At 33.4% G+C, this 16,117-nt stretch carries 14 protein-coding genes and 1 tRNA gene; 8 read left to right on the top strand and 7 right to left on the bottom strand.

Translation table 11 applies throughout. From position 1 onward, the window contains the following. Positions 1–21: 21 nt before the first annotated feature. Complete coding sequence (locus tag SB689_RS14155; protein WP_410692770.1) at positions 22–879, bottom strand: helix-turn-helix domain-containing protein; 858 nt, start codon at positions 877–879, stop codon at positions 22–24. Between the two features lie 174 nt (positions 880–1,053). On the opposite strand from SB689_RS14155, the gene SB689_RS14150 reads away from it, so the two are divergent. Next, the gene (locus tag SB689_RS14150; protein ID WP_410692769.1) at positions 1,054–1,914 is read left to right on the top strand and encodes a DUF4822 domain-containing protein; all 861 of its coding nucleotides are present in this window, start codon (positions 1,054–1,056) and stop codon (positions 1,912–1,914) included. Between the two features lie 540 nt (positions 1,915–2,454). On the opposite strand, the gene SB689_RS14145 is transcribed toward SB689_RS14150, so the two are convergent. The 5 genes from SB689_RS14145 to mce all read right to left on the bottom strand — a co-directional run bounded on the left by SB689_RS14145 (position 2,455) and on the right by mce (position 7,497). After that, a complete protein-coding gene (locus SB689_RS14145) occupies positions 2,455–2,787 on the bottom strand; it encodes a DUF6150 family protein (protein WP_410692768.1) in 333 nt (110 codons plus the stop codon). 129 nt (positions 2,788–2,916) lie between these two features. Next, entirely contained in the window at positions 2,917–5,898 is a 2,982-nt protein-coding gene (locus tag SB689_RS14140) for a VIT domain-containing protein (RefSeq protein WP_410692767.1), read from the bottom strand. A gap of 190 nt (positions 5,899–6,088) precedes the next feature. After that, on the bottom strand, positions 6,089–6,853 hold the full coding sequence (gene map / locus SB689_RS14135; RefSeq protein WP_410692766.1) for a type I methionyl aminopeptidase: 765 nt from the start codon (positions 6,851–6,853) through the stop codon (positions 6,089–6,091). A gap of 109 nt (positions 6,854–6,962) precedes the next feature. Beyond that, a tRNA-Ile gene (locus SB689_RS14130) sits at positions 6,963–7,036 on the bottom strand. Between the two features lie 62 nt (positions 7,037–7,098). Next, complete coding sequence (mce, locus tag SB689_RS14125) at positions 7,099–7,497, bottom strand: methylmalonyl-CoA epimerase (protein WP_410692765.1); 399 nt, start codon at positions 7,495–7,497, stop codon at positions 7,099–7,101. A gap of 92 nt (positions 7,498–7,589) precedes the next feature. On the opposite strand from mce, the gene rbfA reads away from it, so the two are divergent. The 7 genes from rbfA to SB689_RS14090 all read left to right on the top strand — a co-directional run bounded on the left by rbfA (position 7,590) and on the right by SB689_RS14090 (position 15,369). Beyond that, on the top strand, positions 7,590–7,949 hold the full coding sequence (gene rbfA / locus SB689_RS14120; protein WP_066752154.1) for a 30S ribosome-binding factor RbfA: 360 nt from the start codon (positions 7,590–7,592) through the stop codon (positions 7,947–7,949). A gap of 3 nt (positions 7,950–7,952) precedes the next feature. Beyond that, on the top strand, positions 7,953–9,158 hold the full coding sequence (locus SB689_RS14115; protein ID WP_410692764.1) for an ABC transporter permease: 1,206 nt from the start codon (positions 7,953–7,955) through the stop codon (positions 9,156–9,158). Between the two features lie 48 nt (positions 9,159–9,206). After that, on the top strand, positions 9,207–10,997 hold the full coding sequence (locus SB689_RS14110; protein ID WP_410692763.1) for an endonuclease: 1,791 nt from the start codon (positions 9,207–9,209) through the stop codon (positions 10,995–10,997). Positions 10,998–11,057: 60 nt separating this feature from the next. Then, on the top strand, positions 11,058–11,795 hold the full coding sequence (locus SB689_RS14105; RefSeq protein WP_410692762.1) for a shikimate dehydrogenase family protein: 738 nt from the start codon (positions 11,058–11,060) through the stop codon (positions 11,793–11,795). Between the two features lie 76 nt (positions 11,796–11,871). After that, the gene (locus SB689_RS14100; protein ID WP_410692761.1) at positions 11,872–13,677 is read left to right on the top strand and encodes a DUF349 domain-containing protein; all 1,806 of its coding nucleotides are present in this window, start codon (positions 11,872–11,874) and stop codon (positions 13,675–13,677) included. A 61-nt stretch (positions 13,678–13,738) separates the two neighbouring features. Beyond that, on the top strand, positions 13,739–14,764 hold the full coding sequence (gene ribD / locus SB689_RS14095; RefSeq protein ID WP_410692760.1) for a bifunctional diaminohydroxyphosphoribosylaminopyrimidine deaminase/5-amino-6-(5-phosphoribosylamino)uracil reductase RibD: 1,026 nt from the start codon (positions 13,739–13,741) through the stop codon (positions 14,762–14,764). Beyond that, a complete protein-coding gene (locus SB689_RS14090) occupies positions 14,764–15,369 on the top strand; it encodes an IMPACT family protein (RefSeq protein WP_410692759.1) in 606 nt (201 codons plus the stop codon). Before ribD ends, SB689_RS14090 begins: the two co-directional genes overlap by 1 nt. Here the strand turns inward: SB689_RS14090 and SB689_RS14085 are convergent. Then, the gene (locus SB689_RS14085) at positions 15,366–16,076 is read right to left on the bottom strand and encodes a zinc metallopeptidase (RefSeq protein WP_170857333.1); all 711 of its coding nucleotides are present in this window, start codon (positions 16,074–16,076) and stop codon (positions 15,366–15,368) included. The two genes, SB689_RS14090 and SB689_RS14085, sit on opposite strands and share 4 nt — an antisense overlap. Positions 16,077–16,117 lie beyond the last annotated feature (41 nt).

The raw sequence follows: 16,117 nt of genomic DNA, 5'->3' as shown, positions 1-16,117 counted from the left end.
AGGAATGTCAGAATCTTCACATTACCTGCCAATTTTTACAAAGATCTTACGGTAATCTAAAGGTGAGATGTCGGTATATTTTTTGAAAAAATGACTGAACTGTTCCGGTGTACTGAATGACAATTCATAAGCAATTTCTTTAATTGTTTTAGCCGAAAACTGAAGCAAACGCTTTGATTCTGCGATAATTTGTCTGGCAATAATTTCCTTTGCTCCTTTTCCGCTTTTCTTTTTTGAAATGTCTGAAAGCTTTCGGGGTGTCATTAAAAGTTTTTCCGCGTAATACAAGACATCGTGCATCTGATGATATTCTGTACTTACAAGCTCCAAAAATTTTCGATAGATCTGATTATCAAAATCATCAATTCCTTCGTGAAAAGATGGTGCAAGATTGGCTAATTTAATCATCAGAATTTTTAAATAGGCAGCCATTGCATCAAGTTTATTCGGATAATCATCGCTGAGATATTCTTTTAATAAAATCTCACAAATAGGATCAAGCCCGAGAAAATCTTTTTGATCTAAAGATATTTTTTGATGAAGAGCAGCATCGTTAAATAATAAAAGCTTACAGTTTGAAGCACTTGCAGGAGCCTTTTCCCAGAAGCAGTCCCCAAAGCCTATTTCAAATCCTGATAATTTTGTTTTCGGGGAAAATGAAAATATCTGACCTTTTGAAATTAATAAGATTTCTTTATCATTAATATCAAATTCTTTATCATCAATAATAGCAGTTCCTTTTCCTTCATTAATAATAAATACACGATTGTAGATCACACTTATCGAATATTCTGTATTAAATAAGGTGTTATTTAATTTACTAACCTGAAAAGAATCTTTTATTTCCCGGTCAAGAATAAGTGTTGCTATTTGTTGCATTATGATAAGAATCTTAGGTTCTCAAATTTACGAATATCAATATTTACACAAGCTATATCGAATATTTAAGAAAACATTAACTATAAGTGATATTTTTTACAACAAAAGAGATATTTCGTACAATCTTTTGAGTTGAATAACGGATATGTTTGCAAGGATTTAAAAATATAAATTATGAGTACATTAAAAAAATTATGTTATCTGTTCACAGCTTTCACCCTGACTGCCACTACAATATCTTGTTCAAATGATGATGATCAAGTAATTGTTGAAGAACAACTGACTCCCTCGCAAGTTTTATCTTCTACTCCATGGGAAACTACGGGTGCTAAAAACAACAACGGGCAATCTGTTGCCTTAACCGATCCTGCAGTAGCCGGTTTTGTTGGCTTCGCATATTTTAATGCAGATGGAAAATTTGCAATCTACAGTTTGACTGATGTATTAAGATCAATGGGAACATGGTCTGTAGATCCTCAAGGAAAAACAAGAACTATTACTGCGCTTCGTCCTGACGGAACTTCAATCTTCACGCGTGATGTAGAAATTCTTGAGTTGAACAAAAATGTTTTCACGTATAGAATTCACACCAACGCGAGTGATCCGTCTGTGTATTACGATATTATCCACACAAAAACAGCTCACGGAGAGCCAAGTAATGGACAGAGAACTTTAGCTTCTACAGCCTGGGAAACTACTGGGGCGAAAGATAAAGACGGGAATTCAATGAATTTAACCGATGCCAATGTAGCTGGTTATGTAGGGTTTGCTTATTTCAGAGCTGGCGGAACGTATGCTATTTATGGATTGAATGATGTTCTGAGAAATCAAGGTGATTGGTCTATTTCTGCAGACGGAAAAACAAGAACTATCGTGGCAAAAGATCCAACCAGCGGGGCTGTTATCTTTACACGTGATGTACAAATTCTTGAACTAAACAGCGACAAATTTACCTACAGAATTACTCCTAATGCGAGTGATCCGACTGTATTTTATGATATTATCCATACGAAAGTAAATCATTTGGAACCTTAATGAATGGTTGAGTTAGTTTTTTAATAATGAAGGGGAAACCGGTTCTTTTAGGAGCCGGTTTTTTTATGGAAAAACGAGATTTAAGCAAAAAAAAAGCTTCTACAAAAATGTAAAAGCTTAAACACAACACTAAAGTATATGGGGAAATTCATACCTTATATTTTTTGTGATTAAAATATATTCCCCCTCTTTTTAATAATTTTTTTTCATCTAAAAGTAGTACTAACTGTTTTGGGAACAATTTGAGGGGGAAAATATTTATTTAATCATCATCTATGTAAATTTTATTTCAACAAAGCTTTTTTAATTCTATCAATCAATCATTTATGTTTTGTTGAATTTTCTACTGCAAATGTATGTCGGAAATATGAAAATAATATTACTACATGGCTACTTCATAAATTTAATCACCTAATAATCAAAACATTAAAAATAATTTGGTAGTATAAATGTAGTGTGTAATTTATAAGTCACATATAAAAAAAACACTTACTTTTTGTAGATGTTTTACTTTTCATTACTGTTTTCCAGATAGATATATTAATAAAGTAATTGTTTTTTACTGTTATTTCGCCATCCCGCCTGACTATCATATTTTACAAAAAAGATCTTAAGATCAGCTTGGCTTTCATAATCAACAAAAAAGATCTTCTTTTTAGCCTGACTTCCATATTCTGTAAAAAACCATTTCCCGTCGTTGCTTCCCGCCTGGCTGTCATACTGTACTTTGTAAACTTTAAGATCAGCCTGACTTTCATATTCAACCACAAAAACTTTTATATCTGCCTGACTAGAATATTCGGTTGAAAAAACTTTCTGAGCTTTTAATTGAGTGCCCAAAACGAAAAGAAAAAAAATAAATAGTTGTTTCATCTTGTATCTTTTTTAATCAACTTAAAAATAATCATTTTTAAATCTAATTCAATAATAAAAAAGCAAGAGCCGGTAAAAAAACCGACTCCTGCCACACTAACATTCATATTAACATATTACATCCTTTATCTAAAATTCAAATTCTCCGATTAAAACGCCATCACGATTACTTGTATCGCGTTCACTTTTATTTTGGAAAACCACGATTTTTCTTTCCTGTTTTCCTGAAGCATAATTGATGAAAACTTCGGCCATTATTGCTGTTGCTCCTGCAACACTTACTTGGTTTTCATTAAAGAAATTAGTTTCAATTTTATATTTTCCTTTGATAGCTTTTTTCAGTAAAAACTGCTCCGGCCCGAAACCTCCAGTGAAATCATCGCTTAATCTTCCTCCAATTTCCGTTGATTTATGAGAATACATGCAACGCTCATTCTTGGGATCTGTTACCCAAAGATCGATGTCTGTATTGTCTTTGTTCCAGTTGATCACCACTCGGATGTTCACAGGTAAATCTGCAATAATTTTTGGGTTGATATTTTTAAGATCTAGCTCATTTCTGTGATTGCTGATCAGTTCATTGATCTCCATGATGATGGTTTCTTCAATTCCATGGTCACGATTGGCCATTTCGCGGGTGTAAGACTGATTTAAAATTTTATATAAATTGTCTAAAGCTCCCTGATAATCCTTGTTATCTTCTAAAGCCAGTGCATAATCTCTGTAACTTTGTGGATCGAAAGGTCGCCATTCCAACACTTTTTTACTGATCCAAAGTTCTTTATCGTAAACCTCAGCTTGTTTTAATTTATAGGCCAATAATTTATATAATTCCTCATTTTCAATATCAAGGTCAGCGATAGAACTTAATACTTTTAATCCTGTTTTTTTATCATCAATTTTGAAAAATAACTGAGCCACATCAAAATAATATTGCGGCGTTTCAGCGTAGTCTTTTCTGTTATTAAGGTAAATTTGATAGATCTCTTCTGATTTTTTAGCAGACTCAAAAAACTTCATATAAGCAGCGTCTGATTTTACATCTATCGTTGTTATTTTTCCTTTTTGAATGATTGTTTCAGCGATTTCTTTACTCTTAAAGTCTCCACGCACAGAACCAGCTCCTCTGATAGATATTCCCTGAGCTCTACCCTCAAGAGCCTGTACTACATTGTCCTGCAATGAAGGTTTTGCTACCGGAGATGAAACAACAGTACTTGACGCACTCGCAACTGATCTATTTACTGTCCTAGCTGAATAACCTACCATTACAACCTCTTCAATGTCCATAACTCTGGCTGTATCTTTTGACCTTCTGGGTGTAGGATAATATTTTGGCTTCTTTTCAAAATCTGTATTCCACCATTTTTTAAGATTCTCAGTCATTACTTCAGCTTTTGCCATTAAATCATTAACACGAACATCTTTTTGAGCCTGATTACTTTTTACAATCTGATTGTATTCTTCACGCAGTTCAGATGGCGGACTGATTTCATATCGAACATAATCCTGAACATTTTCCAACACCATCAAGCTCATGTTGTTGCTTACCAAACCGAATTGTCTGCTGATATTTTTGATCTCATTTTTGTTTTGTTTTTCAAAAATTTCCAGTTCGTTAAGCTTTTTCTGAGCCCAGAATTGTGAAATTTCCCAATCTTTTACGGATTGCTTATTCACGTCTAAAGAAATCGCTTTTGCCTCTGTTACTTCATTTCCATAACCAAATAAAACTTTTATGGTTGCTTGATTTCCTTTCAGAATACCAGTTAATACAAAATCCTGAGAAATTGTTTGTGACAACGAAGGATAAACTTCCGTCAATGAAGAATTATTTTCAATTCCTATGAATTTTAAAGACTGGTACAACAATTTACGGACTTCTTTTTTAGGATCGTTTTCACTTAAATTTAAAAATTCACCTCCAGTTTTATTACTGATAAATTTCAATTGATTAAAATTCGCATTATTGGATGAAGAAATTGTGTAAACAGGATTCTTTATAGTCAATTTAAGATCTCCGAAAGAAGACAGACCGTCTGTGAAAAATAAAACCTCATCTTCTTTTACTGATTTTAATTGTCCGAAATCAGTTCCTCCATCGTAAGTAACTTGAGATAAATATGATTTTAATTCGTTCCAGTTTCCATCGTTTATTTTAAAGCTTTTTCCTTCATCAAACGTATTATTAAGTAAATAAATTTTCACGGAAAGGTTTTTATTTACCTTAAAATATTCTTCCAATAAGCTCCATTCTTTTGCATGATCTCTTTTTGATCCACTTAAAGAATTATCCCAAATAATGGCTAGTTTATTAGGTAATTTCTTTGCTTTTTCTTTAGGATCAATTCCTAAATTAGCAAGAAAATAAGAGGAATTATCCGAAGCTTTCTGAATCAATACATTTTGATTTTCATCAGTTTGAGGAAAATTAATTTTTAAATTTTGAGTTGGTTTATAATTCAGTTTATGTGTTTCGGCCACCCAAACGTTTCCGTTTTTAACAAAATTAAAGCTTCCATCAGGCTTTTCTTCCAACTGAGGAGAAACCGAATTCTGAAAAACGCTTGTCTTGATATTAAACTCAGGAATTTGAGTAGAATAATTAAGCGGTAAAAAATACTGGTAATTACTTCCCTGTTTTTTCAATTCATAATTATAAGAAATCTGAACTGTTCTTTCTCCACCATTTGCATTGATCGGATAAATTCTTGTACGGAAATTGTTTCCCTCAACTTTTTCTAAAATTCCGGGATCAACATTTCTCTTTTGAATGGTTTCAAAAACTTCCTTTGCTTTTTCTTTTTCTACGGGAACGGCATTTCGCAGTTTTCCGTTAATATCCAAAGCATATCCGCTCACATTTACTCCTTCCGGAAGTGGGAAAGTCAATCGCCCTTCCATCAATCGGTTAGAATTATTTTTAAAAACCATTGTGATAACGTTGGTGGAAATTCCGCCCGTAATTTTGGTTTCGATATTCAGTTTCTGAAGAATAACCTTATTATTATTCTCAAATCCTCCTTTTTTATCGGGTGTTTCAATAATCGGTATTTGCGCCCAATATAACATCGGGAAAAACAGCAAAAGTTTCAGGCATATGTTCTTCATCTTATAAATATTTGAGGTTAATAATTGTCTCTATCTATAAAGATGCTTGGTGAACCAAAAAGGTTGGAAATAATTTTATAAAAATTTAAAAATCATTAATAATCAACACTATAGAAACAAAAAAAACACCTACATTTTTGTAAGTGTTTGTATTTATTGGAAAACTATTTATAAAAATAAAATTTATTTTTTAGTTCAAGATTTCATTCATTTGAGTTAAAATAATTGGCTTTCCGTCGGTCACAACGATTGTATGTTCGTGTTGTGCCATGTAACCGCCCTTATTGCCGACCATTGTCCAACCATCCTTCAATTCTACAGCTAGGTTTGAAGATGTTGAGATAAATGTTTCAATCGCAACAACAGAATTTTTTTTGAATCTTCTGTTATCAAAACGGTTTCTATAATTTAGTAATTCATTCGGCTCTTCGTGTAAACTCCTTCCAATACCGTGTCCGCCAAGGTTTTTAATGACTTTAAAACCTCTTTTTTTAGCTTCAGTTTCCATCAAAAATCCGATATCAGCTATTTTTACGCCACCTTTTATATTATTGATTGCTTTCTCTAAAATATCTTTAGAAGCGTCAACTAATTTTTGATGTTGATTGATATCTTTTCCGATGATAAAAGAACCTCCATTATCTGCCCAAAAACCATTAAGCTCTGCTGAAACATCGATATTAATTAAGTCTCCCTCTTTCAAAATTCTTTGATCTGTAGGAATACCGTGGCAGAATTCATTATCTACGCTGATGCACGTCCATCCCGGAAATCCATAGGTAAGATAAGGAGCAGATTTTGCACCGAAATCGGAAAGTATTTTAGCTCCGTACTCATCAAGATCTTTTGTCGTCATACCAGCCTGAGCATAATTAATCATTTCCTTTAAGGTATACGCAACGGCTTCACTTGCTTTCTGCATTCCTATTAATTCATGTTCGTTTGTTATTGACATTGTTTTCGTTTTTTGTTATTAAATAACTGTTGGAGACTACAAAGTTACGGATTTTAAAGAATAGCAATAAAAAAACCACTTACGTTACTGTAAGTGGTTGATATTATTGTGGTCCCACCTGGGCTCGAACCAGGGACCACCTGATTATGAGTCAGGTGCTCTAACCAACTGAGCTATAGGACCTCAAAATTTGGTTAAATTTTGTGATTGCAAAAATAGTAAAATTTCTTTCACTACAAAACTTTTTATTGCTTTTCTTGGCAAAGTTCTACCAAGACTCCGTTTGTAGATTTAGGGTGAAGGAACACAACCAATTTATTATCAGCACCTTCTTTCGGTTCTTCGGAAATAAATTGAAATCCTTCTTTTTTTAATCTTTCTACCTCTTCAACGATATTTTCAACACCAAAAGCTAAATGATGAATGCCTTCTCCCTTTTTATCAATAAATTTTGAGATTGGACTTTCCGGATTACTGGCTTCCAAAAGCTCAATTTTACTTTCTCCGGTTTCATAAAAAGAAGTGACTACTCCTTCCCTTTCTACGGATTCTTTTTTATAAGATTCCTTACCTAATAGTTTCGTAAACAGTTCATCAGAAATGCCCAAAGATTTCACCGCGATGCCAATATGTTCTAGCTTCATAAATAAAAATAAATATAATTAAGTCGTAAATTTGATAATGGTATCAAATTTCAAATAGCAATTCAAACAAAAGTACTAAATTTGCACAACTTATGGAAAGTAACAGACAAAGAAAAGTAGCACAGATTATACAGGAAGATTTCGCAGAACTTTTCCGCAAACAGGCTGCAGAAAGCAAGCAAAGTTTTTTAGTATCCGTTTCGGATGTAAAAATAACTCCCGATTTGAGTATTGCTAAAATTTATTTAAGCATATTCCCTCAGGAATTCAGAACTTCTATCATGAAGGAAATTGAGGAAAATAAAACTCAGTACAGAAATTTTATCGGTCAGAAAATGGGTAAGCAGGTGAGAATCATTCCACAGCTTAATTTCTATTTGGATACTGCCCTTGATGATGTAGAAAAACTTGAAAAAGAATTAAGAGGCGAAGGCGACAATCCCGTTTTATAGATTTTGAAAAACATTGCATTTTACATAGCTTCACGCTACCTTTTATCGAAAAAAGGAAGTACTGCCGTTACGTTTATTACGTGGCTGGCTGTAGGAGCAATGACGGTTGCTGTAACTGCAATGTTTGTAATTATCTCCGTTTTTTCGGGGCTTGAGGATCTTAATAAAGACCTTATTTCTAATCTTCATGCCGATTTAACGTTAAAAAGCAGTACCGGAAAAACAATCAAAAATATAGATAAAGTTGATAACGTTTTAAAAAGCGATAAAGAGATCACAAGTTTTTCAAAAGTTATTGAAGAAAAAATATACATCAGCTATAACGGAAAAGGAGACATTGCTTATTTAAGAGGTGTTGATTCCGCTTACACAAAGGTAAATCCTATCGATAAAGATGTTTTTTACGGATCTTATCCAAGTTTCGAATACTCGAATGAAGTATTAATGGAAAACTCTTTAGACAACAGATTATCTATTCCTATAGCTTCGTCCGGTGATTACGCAACGCTTTTTATGCCTAAACCCGGAACTGGTATTATCAATAAAGAAGAAGATATCTACAATAAAAAAGACATTCTGATTACGGGAGTTTTCCCAGGAAAGGATCAATTAGACAATTATATCATTTCACCAATAGAACTGACTCAGGAATTACTTAATTTACCTAAACATTCTGCCTACCAGATTGTCATTAAATTAAAAAATCCCGACAACACAGATTCAGTAAAACAAAGGCTATTATCGTCTCTTGGAAAAGATGTTGAAATCAAGACCAAAGAAGAAGAAAATGCCGCCTTTTGGAAAATGATCAATACTGAAAAGCTATTCATTTATCTGATTTTTGCTTTGGTAATTTTCATTACAACATTCAATCTTGCCGGAGCGATTATTATTTTACAACTAGACAAAAAGGAACAGGCTAAATCATTGATTTCTTTAGGTTTTCCTTTAAGTCATTTAAGAAGAATTTATTTCTATACAGGAATTCTTATTGTGGTTTTAGGTGTTATTTCTGGCTTAATATTGGGTACAGCACTTTGCTATTTCCAATTATACACTGAGTTTTTTAAAGCTAATGAGACGCTTCCTTTTCCGGTAAGAATTGTTGGCAAAAATTACTTCACGGTAGCCATTACCGCTTCCCTATTCGGTTTCATCATTTCTTGGGCATTTTCTAAGATCAGTAAAGAGTATATTACTAAAAATTAATAAGTAATTTTTTTAATTTTTCGTACCTTTATCGCCCAATTTTTATAAATGAAACGCACTTTACTCTCTTTTTTATTGACATTTGCATTTATTACTGCATTTGCTCAGATCCCAGCGGGATATTACGATGGAACTACCGGCCTTTCAGGCGCGGCTCTGAAAACGAAATTAAAAGAAATCATCTCAAATGGTCATCAGGATCATGGTTATGGAGGCCTATGGACAGGCTACCAAACTACCGACCGAGACTATTCTTACGAAAACGATGGAACAATTTTAGACATCTATTCTGAAAATCCTAACGGTCCAGATCCATATAATTTTAATTATGGTCCAAGCGACCAATGTGGAAGTTACGGCAATGAGGGCGACTGCTACAACAGAGAACATATTGTTCCGCAAAGTTTATTCAACGAAGCATTTCCAATGAAATCAGACATTCACTTTATTCGTGCTACGGACGGAAAAGTGAACGGAATGAGATCAAACTATCCTTTCGGAAAAGTTGGTTCAGCTTCATTCACGTCTTTAAATGGTTCGAAATTAGGAACTTCTATTTCAGCAGGTTATTCTGGTATTGTATTTGAGCCTATCGATGCCTTCAAAGGAGACGTTGCAAGAATGATCCTTTATTTTGTAACAAGATACGAATCTCAACTTGCGAGCTTTAGCTCAGGAAACATGCTTGGAGGATCTCCTTTCCCGGGACTTCAGACATGGGAACTTAATCAATTACTTGCATGGAATACTTTAGACCCGGTATCTCAGACAGAAATTACGCGAAATAATGCAGCTTACGTTTATCAGGCAAATAGAAATCCATATATTGATCACCCTGAATATGTTGACCAAATCTGGGGAACTCCGGTTGTAGATACTCAAGCTCCAACGGCTGCTACGAATTTAGCAGCAAGTAACCCAACTTCAAACTCTATTGCCTTAGCATGGACTGCTGCTACAGATAATATTGGAGTAACATCTTACGACATTTATGCAAACGGAATCTTAAAGGCTACTGTTTCAGGATCTTTAACATCAACTGTTGTTTCAAACCTATCATCTTCTACATTATATAATTTCTATATTATTGCTAAAGATGCTTCTGGAAACCCATCTCCTCAAAGTAATATCGCTACAGAAACTACTCTTGCGGGTACAGGTGGCGGAACAACAGGTTGTGGAACAGAAAATTTTGAAACTATTCCGGCTACTTCAAATCCTGTGTATGCTACCCAGACATGGACAAACAATAATATTACTTGGTCTGCAACAGATTCAAGAATAGACCAGACTATTAACGGAAAAGCAATTAACGTACGAAATGGAAGTCTTACAAGCTCTACTATTTCTGGAGGGATTACTAGCTTAACAGTTACCACAAAATTGCCGTTTTCTGATACTGCAGGAAACCTAACTTTGCAAATCAATGGAAACAATGTCGGGACTATTCCTTTTAGTACATCAAATACAACAACTACTATCAGTAGTCTAAATATTTCCGGTAATATTGTTATTAAAATTATAAATTCAGAAACAGGTAAAAGAGTTTCTATTGATGACTTAAGCTGGACTTGTAATACGGTATTGGCAACAACTGAAACTGCAAAACAAAAAGCATTCAGCATCTACCCTAACCCGATTAAAAACAACGAGCTTTTTGTAAAAGGTGAAAACTTAAGCAAAATTACAAAAGCACAGATCTATGATCTTTCAGGAAAATTGATCGAAACAATTGCAAACCCTTTTAAAAACTCTAATAAGATCAATCTTAAAGGAATTACAAAGGGAAATTACATTCTTAAAACTGATATTGCTACAACAAAATTCATTGTAGAATAACAGAAAAAAATATTTTTAAACTAAGACCGATTTATTCGGTCTTTTTTTTATTTTTGATATATGGATTCCAATAAAAAATTAGGCTTAATAGGAAGAAATATTTCTTATTCTTTTTCCAAAAAATACTTCGAAGATAAATTTCAAAAGCTGATGTTAAAAGGCTTTTCGTATAGTATTTTTGATTTAAATGAAATTAATGAAGTGGAAGCTTTATTTTCAACACCCGATCTTTTGGGTTTTAACGTAACGATTCCTTATAAAGAAAAGATCATTGATTATTTGGACGAATTAAGTGATGAAGCGGAAAAAATTGGCGCTGTAAACTGCGTATTAATTCAAGATGGTAAAAAAATTGGTTACAATACAGATGCCGTTGGATTTGAAAAAACATTGCTTCTTCATAAAAAAGCGTATCAGGATTCTGCTTTAATATTAGGAAATGGTGGTGCTGCAAAAGCTGTAAAATATGCTTTGGATAAACACGGAATTTCTTCAAAGATCATCTCAAGAAATTCAGAAATTAATTTTGAGAATTTGGATAAAGAAACCGTTCAAAATCACAAAATTATTGTACAATGCACACCTGTAGGCACTTTCCCGAATGTGGAAGACTGTTTAAATTTCCCTTTTGAAGGTCTTTCAAAAGAGCATTTAATTATAGATCTTATTTACAATCCGAATTACACGCAATTCATCATTAAAGCTTCTGAAAAAGGAGCAAAAACAGTGAATGGTTATTACATGCTTGAACAGCAAGCAGAAAAAGCTTGGGAAATTTGGAATTTTCAAAAAAAATAACATAAATTAGTACTCAAATTGGCTTTTAAGCTATTTTTAAAGGATATTAACTCCATTCACATAATATAGATTTGCTATGACAACAGAAAATAATCTTTCTGAAAACGAAGAAAATAAAATTTCTACCGAAGTATCTCAAGAAGAAACATCAGAGAACACCGTACCTGCTCAGGAAAATGCACATGAAGATGATGCAGAACATCACGATGAGCACGCTGTTGCAGATATCACATTGAGCGAGGCTTTGAAGGAAATGGAAAAAATCATCAACACGCCTAATGCTGGTGAAGATTTTAGAAAATTCAATGTATTAAAAGAAAAAGCAAGTCATTTTATCCATGATGAAGTGGAAGACAAAAAGCATGAATATGTAGAAGGCGGAAACTCAGCTGAAAATTTCAGTTACGAGCATCCTTCACAAGCTAGATTTTCTGCTTTGGTTAATATTTTCAGAGAAAAACATGACGACTTCCAAAAAGGACAGGAAGAAGAGCAGAAAAAAAATCTGGATCACCGTCAAAGTATTATTGAAAGACTTAAAAATCTTTATACCAATTCTGAGCCGGGAACCAATCTTTTCAAATCTATTCGTGAAATAAAAGAAGAATGGTCTCATGCAGGACAGGTTGCGAAATCTGAATTCAAGATTCTTAATAACAATTATTTCCATCATTTGAACCAGTTTTATCAAATGTTAGATTTAAATAAAGAATTTTTGGAGCAGGAATACAGCCACAATCTTGAAAAAAGAGAACACATTATTGCTCGCGCCAAAGAATTGGAGAATGAGCCCGTAATCCAAAAAGCATTAAACGAATTACAATATTTACATAAACTTTGGAAGGAAGAAGCTGAGCCAGTTGCAGAAGAATTCCGTGAGAAAACTTGGGAAGAATTTAAAGAAATTTCCAACAAAATCCACGAAAGAAAATCTGAACTTTCTGCAGCCATTGAATCTGAACAAAATGAAAATTTTGAAAAGAAAAATCAGATCATCACAGAAATCAAAAAACTTTCTGAGCCGTCTGATACTCCAAACCACAGCTATTGGCAGAATTCGATCAAAAGAGTTGAAGATCTTCGTTCTGAGTTTTTAAAAACCGGAAGTGTTCCAAGAAAATTATCAAACCAAAACTGGAATGATTTTAAAACAACACTAAGAGCTTTCAATACAACAAAAAACAATTATTATAAGTCTTTAAAAGGTTCTCAGCAGACCAATCTGGATGAAAAATTAAAATTGATCCAAACTGCAAAAGACAATATGAATAATGAAGAGTGGGATATTGCTGTTCCGTTATTCAAAAAATTACAGGAAGACTGGAAAAAAGTTGGTCACGTTCCAAAGAGCATGACGAATAAGATCTGGGACGAATTCCGTGATGCTTGCAACACTTTCTTCAACAATTACAGAGAAAAAAGCAATGCTTCTACCGATAACTGGAAAGAAAACTACAAGCACAAAAAAGAAATTCTTGAAGACTTAAAAACCGTTTCAAACGAAGAAGGAAGCATTGAAAGAATTGAAGCCATAAAATCTGCATGGAATAATATTGGAAAAGTTCCGAGAGATAAAATTGCGATCAATTCTGAATTCAACAAAACTTTGAGAGAGAAATTGAAGCTTAATAAAATCAACGAACTTGAATTAAAAGAAGAAGGTCTTTCTGAAAACCAATTAACCGATAAAGCAAGAAAAATCAAGAGTCAAATCTCTGATCTTGAATCTGAAATCGTGAAATTGGAAAATAACTTGGCGTTCTTCAAAAATCCGTCAAGAGAAAATCTTATGTTGAAGGATACTTTCGATTCGATCGACGAGAAAAAAGCTCATTTGGAAACTTTAAAACAAAATCTTCACAAAATTATCGCTGGAGAATAAAATAATTTAAAATATAAAAAAAGGCGGAGCAAAGAAATTTGTCTTCGCTTTTTTCTTTACTATGCAGGACGAATTTTATATAAAAAGATGTATCGAATTGGCTCAAAAAGCATTGGGCAAAACCTACCCCAATCCTTTGGTAGGAAGCGTTATCGTTCATAACGGAGAAATTATTGGTGAAGGCTATCATCATAAAGCCGGGGAAAATCATGCTGAAATCAACGCCATTAATTCAGTAAAAAACAAAGATCTCATTCCGGAATCGACTATTTATGTTTCTCTTGAACCTTGCGCGCATTATGGGAAAACTCCGCCGTGTGCTTTAAAAATTAAAGAACTTGGTTTCAAAAAAGTAGTGATCGGTGCAATGGATTCTCATGATAAAGTGAACGGAAAAGGAAAAAAGATCATTCAGGATGCTGGAATTGAAGCCATTTCAGGAGTTTTAGAAAATGAATGTATTGAACTTAATAAAAGATTTTTCACCTATCACAAAAAGCAAAGACCTTACATTATTTTAAAATGGGCAGAATCCGGAGACGGATTTATGGATAAAGATTTCAAACCCTACTCTATTTCAAATTCTTTGGTGAATCAATTTGTTCATCAATTAAGAGCTGACGAACACGCGATTTTAGTGGGAACACAAACTGCTTTGAATGATAATCCAAGTTTGACAGTAAGGAATGTTGAAGGCGTAAATCCTGTTAGAATTTTAATTGATTTTGATTTAAAAGTTCCAAGAGATTTTAAAATATATAATGACGAAGCAAAAACGTTAGTTTTCAATTCAACTCGAGAAGGAATTGAAAATAATATTCATTTTATTAAAATTGAAAAAGAAAATTTTCTATCAGATTTAATGAAAGTTTTATATAAAGAACAAATTCAATCTGTAATTATTGAAGGCGGAAGTTTTACTTTACAGCAATTCATTAATGAAAATCTTTGGGATGAAGCAATTGTTATTAAAAATGAAAATTTGAAATTGGAGAATGGAACAAAAGCTCCTGAATTTGATGTAAAACCTAGTAAAATTGAAGATTTTAGAGATAATTCAATCCAATTTTATAAGAAACAAGGATAATGCAGTTCGAATACAAAACCATAGAAAAACCCATAGAAAACACTTTATTAAAAGAAAAAGGAAGCAAGTTCATCGGATTTGCCTTTCCTGTTAACAATGAAACCGAACTTAAAACTGCTTTAGAAAAAATTAGATCAGAACATCCAAAAGCGACGCATCATTGTTATGCTTTCAGAATAGGTTTGAATGGAGAAAATTATCGTGCAAATGACGACGGTGAACCATCCGGAAGTGCCGGATTACCAATTTACAATCAATTATTGGCTCATGAAATTACAAATGTTTTAGTGATTTCAGTTCGTTATTATGGCGGAACAAAACTCGGAGTTTCAGGTTTGGTTAAGGCTTATAAAGAATGTGCAAAAATAACTTTAGACGAAGCCAATATTATTACGAAAGAATTAGAAACGGAAATAGAAATTCAATTCAGTTTTAATCAACAAAACACAATCTTCACATTGCTTTCTAAATTTGATGCTAAAGTTTTAAATTTTGATGCTAATGAAAACTGTATCCTCACCGCGTCATTAAAAATAGCACAAAAAGAAAGCATCTCAGACAAATTGTCCGAGATGCAGAATATTTCGTTTGAATTTATTGATTAATTTCTTCTTCCTCCCATCAATAAAGATGCCCAGTAAAGAAGTTGTGCCAAAGATCCGATCGCTGCTACAACATAGGTTCTCGCTGCCCATTTCAGACTGTCCTGAACACCAACATATTCTTCAGCCGTTACAGTTCCGGTATCTTTCAACCATTTCATTGCTCTATTACTCGCGTCATATTCCACGGGAAGTGTTACGAAAGCAAAAAGCGTTGTAAAGGCAAACATCAAAACTCCGATCGCCAAAACAATCGTATTTCCGTTTGGATCTTGAATTGATCGAGTCGCAGCCATAATACCAATACCTGCGATAAGAACGAATTGCATCAAATTAGAACTAATATTAACAATAGGAACTAATTTTGAGCGCAATTGAAGCATTGAATATCCCACAGCATGTTGTACGGCATGACCACATTCGTGAGCAGCAACAGCTGCAGCCGCGGCATTTCTCTGCATATAAACACCTTCCGAAAGATTTACGGTTTTGTCAGCAGGATTATAATGATCTGTCAACTGTCCGGGAACCGAAATCACCTGAACATCGTTAATCCCATTATCTCTCAACATTTTTTCTGCAACTTCCTTTCCGGAAAGCCCGTTTCTAAGGTGTACATTGGAATAATATGCAAACTTGGATTTCAATTTTGATGAAACATACCAGCTTACCAACATTGAAATACCAATAATTATGTAATAACCAATCATTTTTATTTGATTTAATGTAAATTTTTAACCTTTAAGATGTA

It is taken from the genome of Chryseobacterium sp. SIMBA_038 (assembly GCF_046535115.1).
Taxonomy (GTDB): domain Bacteria; phylum Bacteroidota; class Bacteroidia; order Flavobacteriales; family Weeksellaceae; genus Chryseobacterium.
This window is presented reverse-complemented; position numbering and strand designations above follow the sequence as displayed.

What these genes read in the sequence shown, in the direction of transcription:
- ribD (WP_410692760.1), top strand. Translation starts at nt 13,739, where the DNA reads ATGCAGGACGAATTTTATATAAAAAGATGTATCGAATTGGCTCAAAAA.
- rbfA (WP_066752154.1), top strand. Translation starts at nt 7,590, where the DNA reads ATGGAAAGTAACAGACAAAGAAAAGTAGCACAGATTATACAGGAAGAT.
- mce (WP_410692765.1), bottom strand. Translation starts at nt 7,497, where the DNA reads ATGAAGCTAGAACATATTGGCATCGCGGTGAAATCTTTGGGCATTTCT.
- SB689_RS14110 (WP_410692763.1), top strand. Translation starts at nt 9,207, where the DNA reads ATGAAACGCACTTTACTCTCTTTTTTATTGACATTTGCATTTATTACT.
- SB689_RS14090 (WP_410692759.1), top strand. Translation starts at nt 14,764, where the DNA reads ATGCAGTTCGAATACAAAACCATAGAAAAACCCATAGAAAACACTTTA.
- SB689_RS14100 (WP_410692761.1), top strand. Translation starts at nt 11,872, where the DNA reads ATGACAACAGAAAATAATCTTTCTGAAAACGAAGAAAATAAAATTTCT.
- SB689_RS14140 (WP_410692767.1), bottom strand. Translation starts at nt 5,898, where the DNA reads ATGAAGAACATATGCCTGAAACTTTTGCTGTTTTTCCCGATGTTATAT.
- SB689_RS14155 (WP_410692770.1), bottom strand. Translation starts at nt 879, where the DNA reads ATGCAACAAATAGCAACACTTATTCTTGACCGGGAAATAAAAGATTCT.
- SB689_RS14105 (WP_410692762.1), top strand. Translation starts at nt 11,058, where the DNA reads ATGGATTCCAATAAAAAATTAGGCTTAATAGGAAGAAATATTTCTTAT.
- SB689_RS14085 (WP_170857333.1), bottom strand. Translation starts at nt 16,076, where the DNA reads ATGATTGGTTATTACATAATTATTGGTATTTCAATGTTGGTAAGCTGG.
- SB689_RS14145 (WP_410692768.1), bottom strand. Translation starts at nt 2,787, where the DNA reads ATGAAACAACTATTTATTTTTTTTCTTTTCGTTTTGGGCACTCAATTA.
- SB689_RS14150 (WP_410692769.1), top strand. Translation starts at nt 1,054, where the DNA reads ATGAGTACATTAAAAAAATTATGTTATCTGTTCACAGCTTTCACCCTG.
- map (WP_410692766.1), bottom strand. Translation starts at nt 6,853, where the DNA reads ATGTCAATAACAAACGAACATGAATTAATAGGAATGCAGAAAGCAAGT.